At 65.4% G+C, this 16,192-nt stretch carries 13 protein-coding genes; 5 read left to right on the forward strand and 8 right to left on the reverse strand.

Annotated features, from left to right (window positions below):
* Positions 1-378 precede the first annotated feature (378 nt).
* Positions 379-963, forward strand: coding sequence for a LysE family translocator (locus IRZ56_RS16300; RefSeq protein WP_196145878.1), 585 nt, complete (start codon positions 379-381; stop codon positions 961-963).
* Positions 964-990: 27 nt separating this feature from the next.
* On the opposite strand, the gene IRZ56_RS16305 is transcribed toward IRZ56_RS16300, so the two are convergent.
* The gene (locus IRZ56_RS16305; RefSeq protein ID WP_196145879.1) at positions 991-1,767 is read right to left on the reverse strand and encodes an AraC family transcriptional regulator; all 777 of its coding nucleotides are present in this window, start codon (positions 1,765-1,767) and stop codon (positions 991-993) included.
* A gap of 10 nt (positions 1,768-1,777) precedes the next feature.
* Positions 1,778-2,320: a helix-turn-helix domain-containing protein gene (locus tag IRZ56_RS16310; RefSeq protein WP_196145880.1), complete on the reverse strand. Its 543-nt coding sequence runs from the start codon at positions 2,318-2,320 to the stop codon at positions 1,778-1,780.
* A gap of 162 nt (positions 2,321-2,482) precedes the next feature.
* On the opposite strand from IRZ56_RS16310, the gene IRZ56_RS16315 reads away from it, so the two are divergent.
* Positions 2,483-3,265 carry an aldolase gene (locus IRZ56_RS16315; RefSeq protein ID WP_196145881.1) on the forward strand — a complete coding sequence of 261 codons (783 nt, stop codon included), beginning with the start codon at positions 2,483-2,485 and terminating at the stop codon, positions 3,263-3,265.
* A gap of 33 nt (positions 3,266-3,298) precedes the next feature.
* Positions 3,299-4,186, forward strand: a complete 888-nt coding sequence (locus tag IRZ56_RS16320; RefSeq protein ID WP_196145882.1) for a dihydrodipicolinate synthase family protein — start codon at positions 3,299-3,301, stop codon at positions 4,184-4,186.
* A gap of 225 nt (positions 4,187-4,411) precedes the next feature.
* Here the strand turns inward: IRZ56_RS16320 and IRZ56_RS16325 are convergent, their stop codons facing one another.
* The 4 genes from IRZ56_RS16325 to IRZ56_RS16340 all read right to left on the reverse strand — a co-directional run bounded on the left by IRZ56_RS16325 (position 4,412) and on the right by IRZ56_RS16340 (position 9,758).
* Positions 4,412-6,628, reverse strand: coding sequence for a TonB-dependent siderophore receptor (locus IRZ56_RS16325; RefSeq protein WP_196145883.1), 2,217 nt, complete (start codon positions 6,626-6,628; stop codon positions 4,412-4,414).
* Between the two features lie 155 nt (positions 6,629-6,783).
* Positions 6,784-8,202 (reverse strand): short-chain fatty acid transporter, encoded by a 1,419-nt coding sequence (locus IRZ56_RS16330; protein WP_196145884.1) that lies wholly within the window; start codon positions 8,200-8,202, stop codon positions 6,784-6,786.
* 166 nt (positions 8,203-8,368) lie between these two features.
* A complete protein-coding gene (locus IRZ56_RS16335; protein ID WP_023380384.1) occupies positions 8,369-9,025 on the reverse strand; it encodes a CoA transferase subunit B in 657 nt (218 codons plus the stop codon).
* A gap of 34 nt (positions 9,026-9,059) precedes the next feature.
* A complete protein-coding gene (locus tag IRZ56_RS16340; protein ID WP_043215587.1) occupies positions 9,060-9,758 on the reverse strand; it encodes a CoA transferase subunit A in 699 nt (232 codons plus the stop codon).
* A 119-nt stretch (positions 9,759-9,877) separates the two neighbouring features.
* Here IRZ56_RS16340 and IRZ56_RS16345 point away from each other — a divergent pair, with 119 nt between their 5' ends.
* A complete protein-coding gene (locus tag IRZ56_RS16345; RefSeq protein WP_196145885.1) occupies positions 9,878-10,783 on the forward strand; it encodes a LysR family transcriptional regulator in 906 nt (301 codons plus the stop codon).
* Positions 10,771-11,592, forward strand: a complete 822-nt coding sequence (locus IRZ56_RS16350; RefSeq protein ID WP_196145886.1) for an aldo/keto reductase — start codon at positions 10,771-10,773, stop codon at positions 11,590-11,592. Before IRZ56_RS16345 ends, IRZ56_RS16350 begins: the two co-directional genes overlap by 13 nt.
* A 100-nt stretch (positions 11,593-11,692) precedes the next feature.
* On the opposite strand, the gene IRZ56_RS16355 is transcribed toward IRZ56_RS16350, so the two are convergent.
* Together IRZ56_RS16355 and IRZ56_RS16360 are read right to left on the reverse strand one after the other, a co-directional pair.
* Positions 11,693-14,773, reverse strand: a complete 3,081-nt coding sequence (locus tag IRZ56_RS16355) for an error-prone DNA polymerase (protein WP_196145887.1) — start codon at positions 14,771-14,773, stop codon at positions 11,693-11,695.
* Positions 14,770-16,188 carry a Y-family DNA polymerase gene (locus tag IRZ56_RS16360; protein ID WP_196145888.1) on the reverse strand — a complete coding sequence of 473 codons (1,419 nt, stop codon included), beginning with the start codon at positions 16,186-16,188 and terminating at the stop codon, positions 14,770-14,772. Before IRZ56_RS16360 ends, IRZ56_RS16355 begins: the two co-directional genes overlap by 4 nt.
* Positions 16,189-16,192 lie beyond the last annotated feature (4 nt).

Raw genomic sequence — 16,192 nt, forward strand, 5'->3', positions numbered from 1 at the left:
CCGGAGCGCAGCGCAGGGGCCGGATGCAGGAGCCAGCGTTTTTTGGTTACTTTTTGTCGCGTTTGACAAAAAGTGACCCGCCGTAAGGGCGCAAAGGTGACTCAGCGTCGCCATCGCAAACGGACTGTTCGTTTAAATCAATACCAACGAGTCGACCACACACCGGGCGCATTGGAATCGCGAAATATCCATTCGCCATGGCGGCGCTCACTCATCTTTTCGCCTTTACGGCGACCTACTTTTGCTCTTGGGCAAAAGTAGGCAAAAGCCGCTGGCCCCTGCCTGCCTTCGGCGCTCATGCAATGGGGAACTTTTCTTCAATACCCACCCCAGCCTTCTGCCCCAACATGGCGCCCTCCTCCACAAGGAATACTTACCATGAGCCTGTCATTGTCCATGGCCGCCTTCGCCCTGGCGGCCTCCATTTCACCCGGCCCAGTCAATATCGTCGCCCTGGGTAGCGGTGCCCGCCACGGGCTGCGTGCCAGCCTGGCCCATGCCGCAGGCGCCACCCTGGGGTTCTGCCTGCTGCTGTTGCTGGTCGGCCTTGGCCTGCACGAGCTGCTCCTGCGTTGGCCGCACCTGGGTCAGGTGCTGCACGGTGCTGGCGTGGCGTTCCTGTTGTACATGACCTGGAAGCTGGCCAGCGACGATGGCCAGCTGGGTAGCGAACACCGTCAGGGCGCGCCATCGGCCTGGCATGGCGCGCTCATGCAATGGCTCAACCCCAAGGCCTGGCTGGCGGCGATCGCAGGGGTCGGGGCCTACACCGGTGGCGAGCAGCACTTGCTGTGGCTGTTCGCCTGGATCTATGGGCCGATCTGCTTCGTTTCGATAGCCAGCTGGGCCTGGGCAGGCAGCGTGATTCGCCACTTCCTGGGCAACCCGCGGCACATGCGTGCGTTCAACCGCACATTGGCAGGCTTGCTGGCGGCCAGTGCCGTTTACCTGGTGCTAGGGTGAGCCTGCGCCTGATCGCCGCTCGGCGACCTAGCCCTGCCGATAATGCCCCGGGGTCGCTGCCAGGTGCTGCTTGAATGCCCGCTGTAGATGCGCCTGGTCGGCGAACCCCGCCTCCATCGCCACCTCGGCGATCGGCCGCCCCTGGCGCAACTGCGCCCGGGCATGCTGCACGCGTTGGTCCAGCAGGTAGCCGTGGGGCGTCAGGCCAAAGCGCTGGCCGAAGGCGCGTATCAGGTAAGCCCGTGACAGGCCCACAGCAACGCAGATGTCGTCCAGGGTAAGGGGGTCGAGCCGGTGCGCACGGATGAACGCGGCTGCAGCTTCCAGACGTGGATGGGCGCGCAACCCGCTGGCCGGGGCGCGTTCCAGATAACCCGGCAAGTCCTCGAAGAAGCGAGCCAACAGCGCCTCCCGGCCAACTGTCTCGGCATCGAAGAGCGCAGCGAATACCGCCAGCAGCCGGCCGTAGAGCGCAGGGGACGCACTGTAGGTCGCCTCAGGCAACGCGAAGCCACGGGCCTGCAGCCATGGCAGGTCGACGAAGAGCATCAGGTAGGACCAGGGTTCGCCCTCGATCGGGTTGCAGGCATGCACCACGCCCGGGTTCATCACGACCGTGGCGCCTGCGCCCACCTCCCGCTGGGTACCACCGGTGAGGTAGGTACTACGCCCCCCGGTGATCACACCGATGGAAAAGCTCTCATGGGAATGGGCCGCGTAGCACACCTGGCGCCCATCGCCCACGCGCCGGGCCTCGACGAAGGGCAATGCCGGATCCCGCCAGAACCGCGACACCTCGATCATCGCCCTGCCCTCACTCGCCGCCGCCCTGCACGACCACCAGCAACTGCGCCTGGCGCGGCCCGACCGAGCGCAGGCGGTGCGGGGTCTGGGCATTGAAGTGCAGGGCATCGCCCTGCTCCAGCACTACCCGTTCGTTCATGAAATCCACCTCCACCTGCCCTTCATGCACGAACAGGAACTCTTCGCCCTGGTGCTCCTTGAAGGTCGGGTCGCTGAATTCGGTCGGCGGCTGGATGAGAAACGGCAACAGGCTGCGCTGGCCGACCTGGGAAGTCAGCACCGTATACCCCGGGCCTTGGCCATCGCCCACCAGCGCCTGGCGTTCGCCTTGGCGCACCAGGCTGTAGCGGGCCTGGGCATGCTGGTCGTCGGCGAACAGCTCCTCGACATTCACGTTCAGCGCCCGCGCCAGCTTCAGCGCTGCGGCGATCGACGGGGTATTCAGGCCGCGTTCCACCTTGGACAGGTAGCTCTTGGTCATGCCGGATTTCTCGGCCAGCAACTCCAGGGTGATCCCTAGCTTTTTTCTCAGCAATTTCAGTCGGATAGACATGTGACGCGGTTTTCCCGGGCGAACGTACTTGCTTATGACACTTTGTGTCATATAGGATTATTTGTGTCATGCGCTTGACCGCCCCGCACCGGACTACCCCACGCAGCAGGTAACGAGGCGACAAGTACCGACATTGTCCATCACGCCACAGAGGATACCCCCATGGCCAAGACCCTGACACACAGCAAGGACCAGTTGGTCCGCCAAGCCCTGACGCAGATGCAGGGCTCGCTCGCCGATAATACGTGGACCGTGCGCGAAAAGCTGGCCCTGACCTGCCGAATTCTCTTCGACCATGGCCATGATTCAGGCCTGGCCGGGCAGATCAGCGCACGTGGCCCGCAGCCGGGCACGTTCTACACCCAGCAGCTGGGCCTGGGTTTCGACGAGATCAGCGCCAGCAATCTGCTGCTGGTCAACGAAGACCTGGACGTGCTCGAAGGCCAGGGCATGCCTAACCCGGCCAACCGTTTCCATAGCTGGGTGTACCGCGCACGCCCGGACGTCAATTGCATCATCCACACCCACCCAACCCACGTCGCCGCGCTGTCCATGCTGGAGGTACCGCTGCAGGTGTCGCACATGGACCTCTGCCCGCTGTATGACGACTGTGCCTTCCTTGAGGCCTGGCCAGGGGTGCCAGTGGGCAACGAAGAAGGCGAGATCATCAGCCAGGCCCTGGGCGACAAGCGCGCGATCCTGCTCTCGCACCATGGTCAGCTGTCGACCGGCAACAGCATCGAGCAGGCCTGCGTCTACGCCCAGCTGATCGAACGGGCCGCGCGCCTGCAACTGCTGGCGATGTCCGCAGGCACCATCAAGCCTATCGCCCCGGCGCTTGGCCGCGAGGCCCATGACTGGATCGACCGGCCCAAGCGCCATGGCGCGGCCTTCGCCTATTTCGCCCGGCAGAGCCTGCGCCGGCATACCGACTGCTTGAACTGAACCCTGAACGCCTTGCTTGCGGAGCCTTTCATCATGACCACAGAATTCCACGGCATCATCGGCTACACCATCACCCCCTTCAGCGCCGACGGCGAACAGCTCGACCTGCCTGCTCTGGGCCAGTCCATCGACCGGCTGATCGACCACGGGGTACAGGCCATCGCCCCGCTGGGCAGCACCGGCGAAGGTGCGTATCTGAGCGATGAGGAATGGCGGCAGGTGGCCGAGTACAGCCTGGCGCGCATCGCCGGGCGCGTGCCGAGCATCGTCAGCGTCTCCGACCTGACCACCGCCAGCGCCGTGCGGCGCGCCCGTTTCGCCCAGCAACATGGCGCCGATGCGGTGATGGTGCTGCCCTCGGCTTACTGGAAGCTCGGCGAGACCGAGATCATCCAGCATTACCGGGCCATCGGCGCGGCCATCGACATCCCGATCATGCTCTACAACAACCCGGCCACCAGTGGGACCGACATGTCGGTAGAGCTGATCCTGCGCATCGTGCGCGAAGTCGACAATGTCACCATGGTCAAGGAGAGCACTGGCGATATCCAGCGCATGCACAAGCTGCACCTGCTCGGCGAAGGCCAGGTCCCCTTTTACAACGGCTGCAACCCGCTGGCGTTGGAGGCGTTCGTGGCGGGCGCCAAGGGCTGGTGCACCGCCGCCGCCAACCTGATCCCCGACCTTAACCAACGCCTTTACCAGGCGATACGGGCGGGCGACCTGGCGCAGGCCAAGGCGTTGTTCTATCGCCAATTGCCGTTGCTGGACTTTATCCTCAAGGGCGGCTTACCGGCCACTATCAAGGCCGGGCTGGCCATGACCGGGCTGCCCGTGGGCGAGCCACGGCGGCCGGTGTTCGGCCTGGACGAACAAACTCGCCAGGCTTTGCAGGCGCTGTTGAGGCACTGCCACGCATGAATTAAAGCCGCCGATCGCGGGGCAAGCCCGCTCTCATAGAACAACGCATAACTATTTGATTTTGCAAGTCCTTGTGGGAGGTTGCGCTAGCCGCTTGTTCTTTATGCGACAGCGCAGCCCGGGAGGGATGGGTGATCTCCCACAGGATGTCTCCATTCCCGGAGCCAGCGCTGCCCTGTAGCAGCGGCCTTGCGCCGCGATCAAGGGCGCAGCCCTTGCCTACCCCTAGAGCCGCCAATCGACGCCAAGCATCACCGTCCGAGGTTCGCCGTAATACACCCCGTTATAGAACCCGATGTTGTTGTAGTAATGCTCATCGAACAGGTTCTTCACGTTCAGCGAGGCCGACAGGTGCTCGTCGAACTGGTAGCGGGCCATCAGGCCTACCACCGAGAACGCGCCTTGGCTGACGGTATCGGCCACGGTGATGAACTTGCCTTGCTCGGTACGCCCGATCGGGCGCTTGGTCGACTTGTAGGTCTCGCTCTGCCAGTCCAGCGTGCCGCCAACCGTCAACGCCGGCGTGAGCTTGTAGGTGGTGGCCAGACGCACCAGGTTCAGCGGCTGCTCGGGGCTCTTGCGGGTTCGGTCGGCCGCGGCGGCATGGGTGTAGCTGTAGCCCAGGCTCATCTGCCAGTCGGGCATCACCTCGCCTGCGACCTCGGCCTCGAAGCCCTCCACCACCACGCCCTTGCCCCCGGACTTGTAGAACACTTCGTTGCCGCCTGGGTCCACCGAGTCGTCACGCTCGGGCACGTTGTCCTGCTTGCTGCGGTACACCGCGCTGCTCAGGTTCAGACGGTCTTCGAATAGGCTGCCCTTCAGGCCCACCTCATAGACCTTGCCGACGATCGGGTCCAGGTAGTTGCGGTTCACGTCCCGCACCGTCTGCGGGTTGAAGATATCGGTGTAGCTGGCATACACGGTGTACTGCTCGGTCAGGTCGTAGAGCACACCGGCGTAAGGGGTCCACTGGTCGCTCTGGGTCTGTTGGGTGCGCGGCAGCTCCTTGCCGTTGAGGGCATCGTCGTAGGCCCATTGGCGTTGTTCGCTCTGCCAGGTGCCGTAACGGCTGCCGAGCACGACATGCAGCCGCTCGGTGGGGTTCACACGGGTGGCGATGTAGCCGGCCTTCTGCCGGGTATAGCCACGCGAAGCGTCTCGCCCGGAGTCGGTGTCGAAGAACTTGGGGATAGAGCCCATGTGCTTCCAGTCCGGGATCTTGGTGTAGTCGTCCGGCAATGCCTGGCGCACCAGGTAAGGCTCGGTGTTGCGCCGCTGCGACTCGCCGTAGCCGACCATCAAATCATGGCTGCGACCGAACAGTTGGTAAGGCCCGGCCAGGTTGAAGTCAATGGCGTCCATCTTCTCCACGCCGGAGAAGTGCGCCAGCCAGGCCGTCATGCCGCTGCGGTCGGCCTCGGGGAAGCCGTTGCCGCCGTAGTAAACCTTGCCATCGCTGTCGCTCTGGCGATGGGTATAGGCCGCCTTGAGCAGCCAATCGTTGCCCAGCCGCTGGTCGAGGGTGACGAACACAGTCTCGTCCTTCAGGGGCCAGGACGACCAGGGTGCGGTAAGGTTGGTCGAGCGTGGCAGGTTGGCCTTGCTGCCGTCGGCGTTCCAGATCGGCACCGTGCCCCAGGACGAACCCTGCACGTGCTTGTTCTGGTAGTCATAGCCGACCGCCAGCACGGTACTGTCGCTCAGGTCGGCCTCGAGGATCCCGTAGGCGACCTCGCGCTGGTTGGCGTATTTGTCCATGAACGACTTGGCGTCGCGGTAGGCCAGCACGGTGCGCCCACGCAGCCGCCCATCCCATCCCAGCGGGCCGCCGACATCGAGGTAGCTGTAGTAGTTGTCGAAGCTGCCGGCACTGGCGCCGGTGCGGATCGCCAGTTCATGGGTGGGCCGCTTGCGTACCATGGCGATGGTCCCGGAAGGGTCGCCCGCGCCGGTGGTCAACCCGGTGGCACCGCGCACCACTTCGATGCGGTCGTAGATGATGGTGTCGGAGTCGGACTTCAGGCCCGAGAAGGTGTTGAGCATCCCATCGACCTGGAAATTGTTGATCGCGTAACCACGCGAATAGTAGGCCGGCCGCTCCGAATCGTTGCGCTGCACAGTGACCCCAGTGACATGGGCCATGGCTTCGGACAAGGTGTTGAGCTGAAAGTCGTCCAGTTGCTGGCGAGTCAGTACCGAGACCGATTGTGGCGTTTCCTTGATCGACAGATTCAGGCGCGTGGCTGCGCTCATGCTGCCGGTGGTGTAGGAGCCGGTATGCTCCGTGGTGCTGCCCAGGCCTTGGGCGAAGATTTCGGTGGAACCCAGTTCCAGGACCTCTGCGCTGACCTGGTTGTCGGTTTCTTCGGCCAGGGTTGCAGTGGCGGTGACGCACAACCCCAGGGTCAGGGTCATGTAACGGCTGATGGGCGCGAACATCGCTGCCTTACTCCTTGTTCGTTTCGATGAATGTCCTTGCCTGCCGCACGGCGGCATTCACTTGGGAACGAATCACTTATGCGAATCGTTATCGATAATTCATCGAGACGAAAAAAAGGGCGGTTTCCTACCGCCCTCTTCTAGCTTTCCTACACCTATGGCATGACCGGTGGCACGTATTGCAAGGTCGTGCCCAGCGCCCACAAGAGCACCAGCACCAAGGGTACATGCACCAGCAGTTGCACGAAGGAGAAGCCGATCAGGTCCCGCGCCTTGAGCCCCAGCACTCCCAGCAGCGGCAGCATATAGAACGGGTTGATCAGGTTCGGCAGCGCTTCGGCGGCGTTATAGATTTGCACGGCCCAGCCCAGGTGGTACTGCAGGTCGTTGGCCACCAGCATCACGTAGGGCGCCTCGATGATCCACTTGCCGCCACCGGACGGGATGAAGAAGCCCAGCACCGCCGAGTAGACGCCCATGAGCACGGCATAGGTGTCGTGGGAGGCGATCTGCACGAAGAAGGTGGAGATATGGTGGGCCAGGGTCTGTTCGTCCACGCCCTTGACCTGGGTGAGGACAGCCGCGATCGAGCCGTACAGCGGGAACTGGATCAACACCCCGGTGGTGGTCGGTACGGCACGGGCCACTGCGTCGAGGAAGCTGCGCGGGCGCCAGTGGAGCAAGGCGCCGAGCATGATGAACAGGAAGTTGTAGGTATTCAGGCCCGAGATCGCGGTGATGGCAGGCTTGGTGGCAAATTCGTGGTACAGCCAGCCTGCGGCCAGGGCCACCAGCAGCAGGGTCAGGATCGGGCTGTACTCCAGCCACTCACCCGGGCGCGTGCGCTGGGCCGGTGGCGGCGCGCTGAAGCTTGGGTCCACGCCGCACTGTTCGGCGGTGCGGGCACTGTTCGGGCCGGGAGCGGTGGCATAGGCGATCACCAGCGAGACGATCACCAAGGCCGCCAGCATGACGCCGGACTGCCACAGAAAGATGGTTTCGGTGAACGGGATCACCCCCGTGATAGCCAGGATCGAAGGCGGCAGACTGGCCGGGTTGGCCTGCAGCTGCGCGGCCGAGGACGACAGCCCCAGCGCCCAGACCGCACCCAGGCCCAGGTAGGCGGCGGCACCGGCGGCGCGATAGTCCATCTTCAGGTCCTGGCGGCGTGCCAAGGCGCGTACCAGCAAGCCGCCGAACACCAGCGACAGCCCCCAGTTGAGCAGCGAGGCGAGCATCGAGATCAACGCCACCCAGCACACCGCCGAACGGCCGTTCTTGGGCAGCCGGGCCAGGCGGTCGATCAACCGCGCAGCGGGCGGCGAACTGGCCACCACGTAACCGCCAATGACCACGAAGGCCATCTGCATGGTGAACGGGATCAGGCTCCAGAACCCATCGCCGAAGGCCTTGGCGGTGTCGGTGGGCTTGCCGCCCATGAGCATGGCGCCCAGACACACCAGCACCACAGCGAGGGCGGCGAACACCCAGGAGTCGGGGAACCAGCGCTCGGCCCAGTTGGAGCAGCGCAAGGCGAAACGGGCGGAGCGGCTGTCTTGGATTTCAGCGGCCACGGTAGTCTTCCTTTTATTGGTTTTATGGTTTTTTCAAGAACAAGCACAAAACCCTGTGGGAGCGGGCTTGCCCCGCGATAGCGTCCGCTCAGGCGATGATGTTGCCTGGCCTGACGCTATCGCGGGGCAAGCCCGCTCCCACAGGGAGGGTCTACAACCTCTGATGTCAGAAGGTCATTTCCTTCACATCGTCCGGCACGATCAGCTTGCCGGCGGTCTTCTCGATGATCTCCTCGACGCTTACCCCAGGAGCCGTCTCGCGCAGGATGAAGGCGCCGTTTTCGATCTCCAGGTAGGCCAGATCGGTGAGCACCTTACGGATGCAGCCGGCACCGGTCAGCGGCAAGCTGCAGCGCGGTAGCAGCTTGGACTCGCCGTCCTTGGAGGCATGGGTCATGGTGACGATGATGTTCTCGGCACCGGCCACCAGGTCCATGGCGCCGCCCATCCCCTTGACCAGTTTGCCGGGGATCATCCACGAGGCGATGTTGCCTTCCACGTCCACTTCGAAGGCACCGAGCACGGTGAGGTCGACATGGCCGCCACGGATCATGGCGAAGGATTGGGCTGAATCGAAGATCGAGGCACCGCGGCGGGCGGTGACGGTCTGCTTGCCGGCGTTGATCATGTCGGCGTCGATCGTGCCTTCGGTGGGGAACTCGCCCATGCCGAGCAAGCCGTTCTCGGACTGCAGCATCACGTCCATGTCGGCGGGCACATAGTTGGCCACCAGGGTGGGGATGCCGATGCCCAGGTTGACGTAGTAGCCGTCCTTCAGTTCACGGGCGACGCGTTGCGCCATCTGTTCGCGGGTCAGTGCCATGGTCAGGATCTCTTTGTTGTTCTGTGGGCGGCGCTCAGGCCTTGACGGTGCGCTTCTCGATGCGCTTCTCGAAGGTGCCGACGATGACCCGGTCGACATAGATGCCCGGGGTGTGGATCTCGCTGGGCAGCAACACGCCCGGCTCGACGATCTCCTCGACCTCGACCACGGTGATCTTGCCGGCGGTAGCGGCCAGCGGGTTGAAGTTCTGCGCGGTGTTGCGGTACACCACGTTGCCGTAGTGGTCGGCCTTCCAGCCCTTGACGATGGCGAAGTCGCCGGTGATGGATTCTTCGAGGATGTACTTGCGGCCCTTGAACTCGCGCACTTCCTTGCCTTCGGCGACCGGGGTACCGTAGCCGGTGGCCGTGTAGAAGGCCGGGATGCCGGCACCGCCCGCGCGCATCTTCTCGGCCAGAGTGCCCTGGGGGGTCAGTTCCACTTCCAACTCACCGCTGAGCAGTTGGCGTTCGAACTCAGCGTTTTCGCCCACGTAGGAGGCGATCATCTTGCGGATCTGCCGGTCTTCCAGCAGCACGCCCAGGCCGAAGCCGTCGACGCCGCAATTGTTGGATACCACGGTCAGGCCCTTGACACCGCGGCGCTTGATTTCGGCGATGAGGTTTTCGGGGATGCCGCACAGGCCGAAACCACCGGCCAGCACCGTCATGTTGTCGGTCAGGCCTGCGAGGGCCTCTTCATAGGTTGCTACGCGCTTGTCCAGTCCGGCCATGCTCAGTCGCCTTTTGTAGTTGTTGGAACCGTGGACGCATCTTCACCGCTGCCGACTGATTTGTTAATTTTGTTTTCGTCATCGATTGATAATTTTTTCAAAACAAAAACAGGTTCGCCATGAACGTCAAGCAGTTACGCGCCTTCGTCACCGTGGCCAAGTACCAGAGCTTCGCCCAGGCCGGCGAACACCTGCATATTTCCCAGCCGGCACTGAGCCTGACCATCAAGGCGCTGGAGGACAACCTCGGCGGCGCCCTGCTCACCCGCACCACCCGCAGCGTCAGCCTGACGCCCGAGGGCGAGGTACTGCTGCCCCTGGCCCGGCGCCTGCTGGCCGACTGGGACGACACCGAAGAAATGCTGCGCCAGCGTTTCACCCTGCAACTGGGGCGGGTCTCGGTAGCGGCCATGCCGGCATTTGCCGGCAACCTGCTGCCCCGGTCGTTGAAGGTGTTTCGCCAGCGCTACCCGCGGGTCAATGTCACGGTGCACGATGTGATCAACGAACAGGTGCTGGAACTGGTGCGCCATCGCCGCGTCGAACTGGGCATCGGTTTCGAGCCGGAGAACCTCGACGGGCTGCGCTTCCATCCGCTGTACCTCGACCGTTTCGTGGCCGTGGTGCCCGCCGATTCGCCCTTGGCCGAGCAGCCCCAGGTGAGCTGGCAGCAACTGCTCGCAGAGGACTTCATCGCCCTGCAACGGCCCTCGGCCGTGCGCCTGCTGCTCGAGCAGAATGTGGCGGCCAGCCACGGCAAGCTGGCGGTGGCCTTCGAGAGCCACCAGTTGTCGACTATCGGCCGCATGGTCGCCAACGGCCTGGGCGTCAGCGCCGTGCCAGCGCTGTGCATCAACCAGATGCAGGAGCTCGGCGCCCGCTGCGTGCCCCTGGTCGAGCCCAGCGTGGAGCGGCGCATCGGCGTCATCGCCCTGGCCGACCACAAGCTTTCCACCGCAGCGCAAGCGCTGCTCGACGTCGTGCTTTCCCACACCGATCCACAGGAGGTGACATGCGTTTCGTGAATCTGGCAGGTTCGAAGGTGCCGGCCATCGGCCAGGGCACCTGGTACATGGGCGAGGACCCGCGGCGCAAGGCGGCTGAAGTGGCCGCACTGCAACAGGGCATCGACCTTGGGCTGACCTTGGTCGACACCGCGGAGATGTATGCCGAGGGCGGAGCCGAAGAGGTAGTCGGCCAGGCCATCGCCGGGCGCCGCGACCAGGTGTTCCTGGTCAGCAAGGTGTACCCGCACAATGCCAGCCGGCGCGGCGTGCCGGCGGCCTGCGAGCGCAGCCTCCAGCGCCTGGGCACCGATTGCATCGACCTGTATTTGCTGCACTGGCGTGGCCAGTACCCGCTGGAGGAAACGGTCGAAGCCTTCGAGCGCCTGCGCGAGCAAGGCAAGATCCGCCGCTGGGGCGTGTCCAACTTCGACCTCGACGACCTGCTCGAGCTGGGCAACGACGATTGTGCCACTAACCAGGTGCTGTACAACCCGGCCCAGCGCGGCATCGAGTTCGACCTGCTGCCGTGGAGCCAGCAACAGCGTTTGCCGACCATGGCCTACTGCCCGCTGGCCCAGGCCGGGCGCTTGTTGCAGCACCCGGTGCTGGTCGAGATCGCCGAGCGCCATGGGGCGACCCCAGCCCAGGTGAGCCTGGCCTGGGTGACGCGCCATGATGGGGTGATCGCCATTCCCAAGGCCGTGGATCCGATGCATGTGCGGCTCAATGCGGCGGCGGGTGAATTGGTGCTGCGTGCTGAAGACCTGCAGGCGATCGACAAAGCGTTTCCGGCGCCGACGCGCAAGCAGCACCTGGCGATGGTGTGACCCTCATCGCCGGCAAGCCGGCTCCCACCAGGCCTGCGCTGTCTTCAGAGACCCCGCCGTAGCTGTGGGAGCCGGCTTGCCGGCGCTTGGACCTTAAGCGCTAGTGAAAATCCCGGCTACGCACATCCAACCCCTGCAGCAGAAGGCTGATATCTTCCAGCCGCCGGGCAACCAGATGGCGCACGCCCTTCTCCTGTTCCAGCCGCCCGCTCACCTTGAGCAGCTGCGAACCCACCAAGGCCCTGCGCTGGCGCTCGGCCAAATCGCGCCAAACCACCACATTGACCATGCCATGTTCATCTTCGAGCGTGACGAAGGTCACCCCGCTGGCGGTCTGCGGCCGTTGCCGCCCCACCACCAGCCCGGCCACCGCGACGCTGTCCCCATGCTCGACCTCGGCCAGTTCCACGGAGCTGCGACAGCCCAGCGCTCGCAAGCGCCGACGTAACAAGGCCAGGGGGTGCGGCCCGAGGGTGGTGCCCAAGGTGGCGTAGTCGGCGAACAGGTCCTCGCCCACCGTGGGCATCGGCAGGGCCACGGGTACCTCGGGCATTGCCTGCACCTGGGCGAACAACGGCAATTGCGCCTGCACCGCCGCGACCTGCCAGCGCGCCTGGTGGCGGTCGCTGGCCAGGGCACGCAAAGCGCCGGCATCGGCCAGGCGGGCCCTGGCGCGGCTGTCGAGCTCGGCGCGCAGGCACAGGTCTTCGACATCCCGCCAGGGGCGCAGCGCCCTGGCCTGCTCCAGGCGCCGGGCATCGGCCTCGCTAAAACCGCGAATCTGTCGCAACCCCAGGCGGATCGCCAGTGCGCCTTGCGCGTCAGGCTCCAGGGTGCAATCCCATTCGCTGTGGCACACATCCACCGGTCGCACCTCGATGCCCTGGCGCCGCGCCTCCTGCAACAGCTGATCCGGGCTGTAGAAGCCCATGGGCCAGCTGTTGACCAGGGCGCAGGCGAAGATCGCCGGCTCATGGCATTTGAGCCAACTGCTGGCATAGCAGAGCAAGGCGAAGCTGGCGGCGTGGGACTCGGGGAAGCCATAGCTGCCAAAGCCCTTGATCTGCTCGAAGATGCGCTCGGCGAAGGCCTGCTCGTAGCCATTGCGTTTCATGCCTTCGAGCAGCCGTTCGCGGTGCGGCTCCAGGCCCCCGTGACGCTTCCAGGCCGCCATGCTGCGGCGCAGCTGGTCCGCCTCGCCAGGGGTGTAGTCAGCGGCGACCATGGCCAGCTCCATCACCTGCTCCTGGAACAACGGCACGCCCAAGGTACGCCCGAACACGTCCTTGAGCTTAGGCGACGGGTAGGTCACCGGCTCCTTCTCCAGGCGCCTGCGCAGGTAGGGATGGACCATGTCGCCCTGGATCGGCCCAGGTCGGACGATGGCCACCTCGATCACCAGGTCGTAGAACTTCTGCGGCTTGAGCCTGGGCAGCATGGCCATCTGCGCCCGCGATTCGATCTGGAAAACCCCCATGGTCTCGGCGCGGCTGATCATGGCGTAGGTGGCTTCGTCTTCCTTGGGGATGCTCGCCAAGGTCAGGTGCCGGCCACGGTGACGGGCCAGCAGGTCGAAGCAGCGCCGCAGGGCGCTGAGCATGCCCAGGGCCAGCACATCGACCTTGAGCAAGCCGACGAGGTCGAGGTCGTCCTTGTCCCACTGGATCACCGTGCGCTCGGCCATCGCAGCGTTTTCCACCGGCACCAGGTGGTCCAGTGGCTGCTCGGAGATGACGAAGCCGCCGGGGTGCTGGGACAGATGCCGGGGGAAGCCGATCAGTTCGCCGGCCAGCACCAAGATGCGCCGCAGCGACGGGCTCTGCGCCTCGAAGCCGGCCTCGGCCAGGCGCTGGGCATCGGGAATGCGGTCGCTCCAGCGCCCGCAGCACTTGGCCAAGGCATCCACCTGGTCGGCCGGCAGCCCCAGGGCACGGGCCACGTCACGCACGGCACCAGCGGCATGGTAGGTATTGACCACCGCGGTGAGTGCCGCGCGGTGCCGGCCATAGCGGCGGAACACGTACTGGATCACTTCCTCGCGGCGCTCATGCTCGAAGTCCACGTCGATGTCCGGTGGCTCGTTGCGCTCGCGGGACAAAAAGCGCTCGAACAGCAACCGGTGCTCCATCGGGTCCAGCTCGGTGATGCCCAGCACGAAGCACACCACCGAGTTGGCGGCCGAGCCACGGCCTTGGCAGAGAATGCCCTGCTTGCGGGCAAAATCGACGATGTCATGGACGGTGAGAAAGTAGCTTTCGTAGCCCAGCTCCTGGATCAGGCACAGCTCCCTTTCCAAGGTCGCCAGCGCTTCGGCGCTCGGCCCCTGGGGCCAGCGCTCGGGCAGGCGCAGCTGGCACAAGTGGCGCAACCAGCTGCCAGGCGTATGGCCCTGGGGCACCAGTTCGCGGGGGTACTGGTACTTCAATTCTCCCAGGTCGAAGTGGCAGCGGCCGGCGATGGCCTGGGCCTCGGCCAGCAGGTCGGCCGGGTACAGCTCGGTGAGTTCGGCCCACGTGCGCAAGTGGCGTTCGCCATTGGCAAACAGGTAGCGCCCGGCCTGGGCCACTGTGCAGTGCTGACGGATCGCCGTCATGCAGTCCTGCAGGGCGCGGCGCCCCCGGACATGCATGTGCACATCGCCGCAGGCCACGGCGCGGATCCCCAACCGGCCTGCCAAGCTGCGCAACCGCTGCAGGCGGCGAGCATCGTCGCAGCCACGGTGCAGGTGCACCGCCAACCACAGGCGCGGGCCGAACAGCGACTGCAGCCACTGGCCGGTGGCCGGGTCGTCGTCGGCATCGGCGACCCACAGCGCCAGCAGGCCCTGGCAGCGCCCCTGCAGGTCTTCGGCCAGCACCTGGTATTGACCCTTCTGCGCCCGTCGCCGGGCCTGGGTGATCAGGCCGCAGAGGTTCTGGTAGCCCGTCAGGTCCTCGACCAGCAGCACCAGCCTGGGCCCCTGTTCCAGCTGGACTTCACTGCCGATGATCAGCCGTACCCCATGTTGCCGGGCGGCCTGCCAAGCCCGGACGATACCGGCCAGGGTGCATTCGTCGGTAATAGCCAGGGCCTCATAGCCCAGGGCCTTGGCCCGCCTGAACAGTTCGTCGGCGCTGGAGGCGCCGCGCTGGAAACTGAAGTTCGACAGGCAATGCAGCTCTGCGTAGCCTGGCGCGCTCATGCGAACCAGCCTTGCAACCACAATGGCCCTGGCTGGGCCAGGTCGCGATAGGCCCAGCCGCGCAAGCCATCGCGGGTTTCGATGCGGTAGTAGTCTCGGCGCACATCGCCGCCGTCCCACCAGCCGGACTCGATGCGCTCAGGCCTTGTCAGTAAACGCAGGCCCGCCTCGGGCAGGGGCTGGGGCTGAGGCAGCAGCCAGCCGGGGCGGCTACCCGGCGCGACCGGCAGTACACCCGGTGCGCCCTGCTCGGCCACCTGCCAGGCGCATTCGGGGCGAGGGTCGGCTTCGGCGCACAGCCCCGTGACCGCTTCATCGCCCAACCGCGCACGCAGGCGCTCACGCAACTGCTCCCAGGGTTGGGCCTGCTGCGCCCGGGGGGTGAACAATGCCTGGTGCTGGGGAACGAAAGGCGGCAGGTCCTCGGCCAGCAGCCGCAGGTTGCGCACCGGTGCGCGGATACGCAGCGGCTCCAGGCGCCCCCGGGCCAGCTCGAACAGCATCGCGGCCTCGCGCTCGGCGGCCAGCAGGCCGACCTTGAGCTCGGTATCCGGCCCTTCGACGTGCTCCAGGTACAGGTTCAAACGCTGCACACCGCAATCCCGGCCCGCGAGAAACGCCGCCAGGTCGTTGATCAATCGGCGCAGGGGGAACAGCAGCGCCTGGTGCGACTCGACATCGAAGTTCAGCTCCAGCCGCGCCTCGAACCGGTCCGGCGGCTGGTAGAACGCCAGCCCCAGGGTGCGCAGGCCGAGCAGTTGGTCTAGGTGCAATTGCACGTCGGCGGCGAAGCGTCGGGCCAAGGTGTCGCGCGGCAGCGTCAGGACGTCGCCGAGCCGGCGCAGGCCCATGCGGACGAACGCCTCCGCCGCCGCCGGAGGCAGCCCGACCTTGCCGATCGGCATGTTGGCCAGGGCCGCCCGGGTCTGTTCGGTCGTTGTCACAGCCAGGCCGTCATGGCTATTGGCGAGCATGCGTGCGGCCACCGGGTTGGTCGCCAGGACGATGCGCTGGCGCAGCCCCAGCGCTTCCAGCTCCTGGCGCAGGCGCGCCTCGAACACAGGCCATGGCCCGAACAGCCCCAGGCTGGAGCCGACTTCCAGCAGCAAGGCCCGGGGGTAGTGCCGGCTGACCTGGGCACTGAAACGGTAGGCCCAGGCGGCCAGCAACTGCTGGAGCTGTTCGATGCGCACCGGGTCGGCCTCCACGCAGGTGAAGCCATCGGCCAGGGCGCGGGCGGCGGTGAGGGTCTGCCCGGCACGCAAGCCGAGCGCGGCCGCAGCCGAGTTGACCGATTGCACGATACGCCGTTGGTGCGGCCCGCCGATCAGCACCAGGGGCGCGTCGGGATCGTCGTGCTCACGCAGGAGGCTGTCCAGTGCCAGTTGCGGAAAGACAATGCACGCCCAAAGCATGGTG

The organism is Pseudomonas guariconensis (genome assembly GCF_015680235.1).
GTDB classification, from domain to species: Bacteria; Pseudomonadota; Gammaproteobacteria; order Pseudomonadales; family Pseudomonadaceae; genus Aquipseudomonas; species Aquipseudomonas guariconensis_A.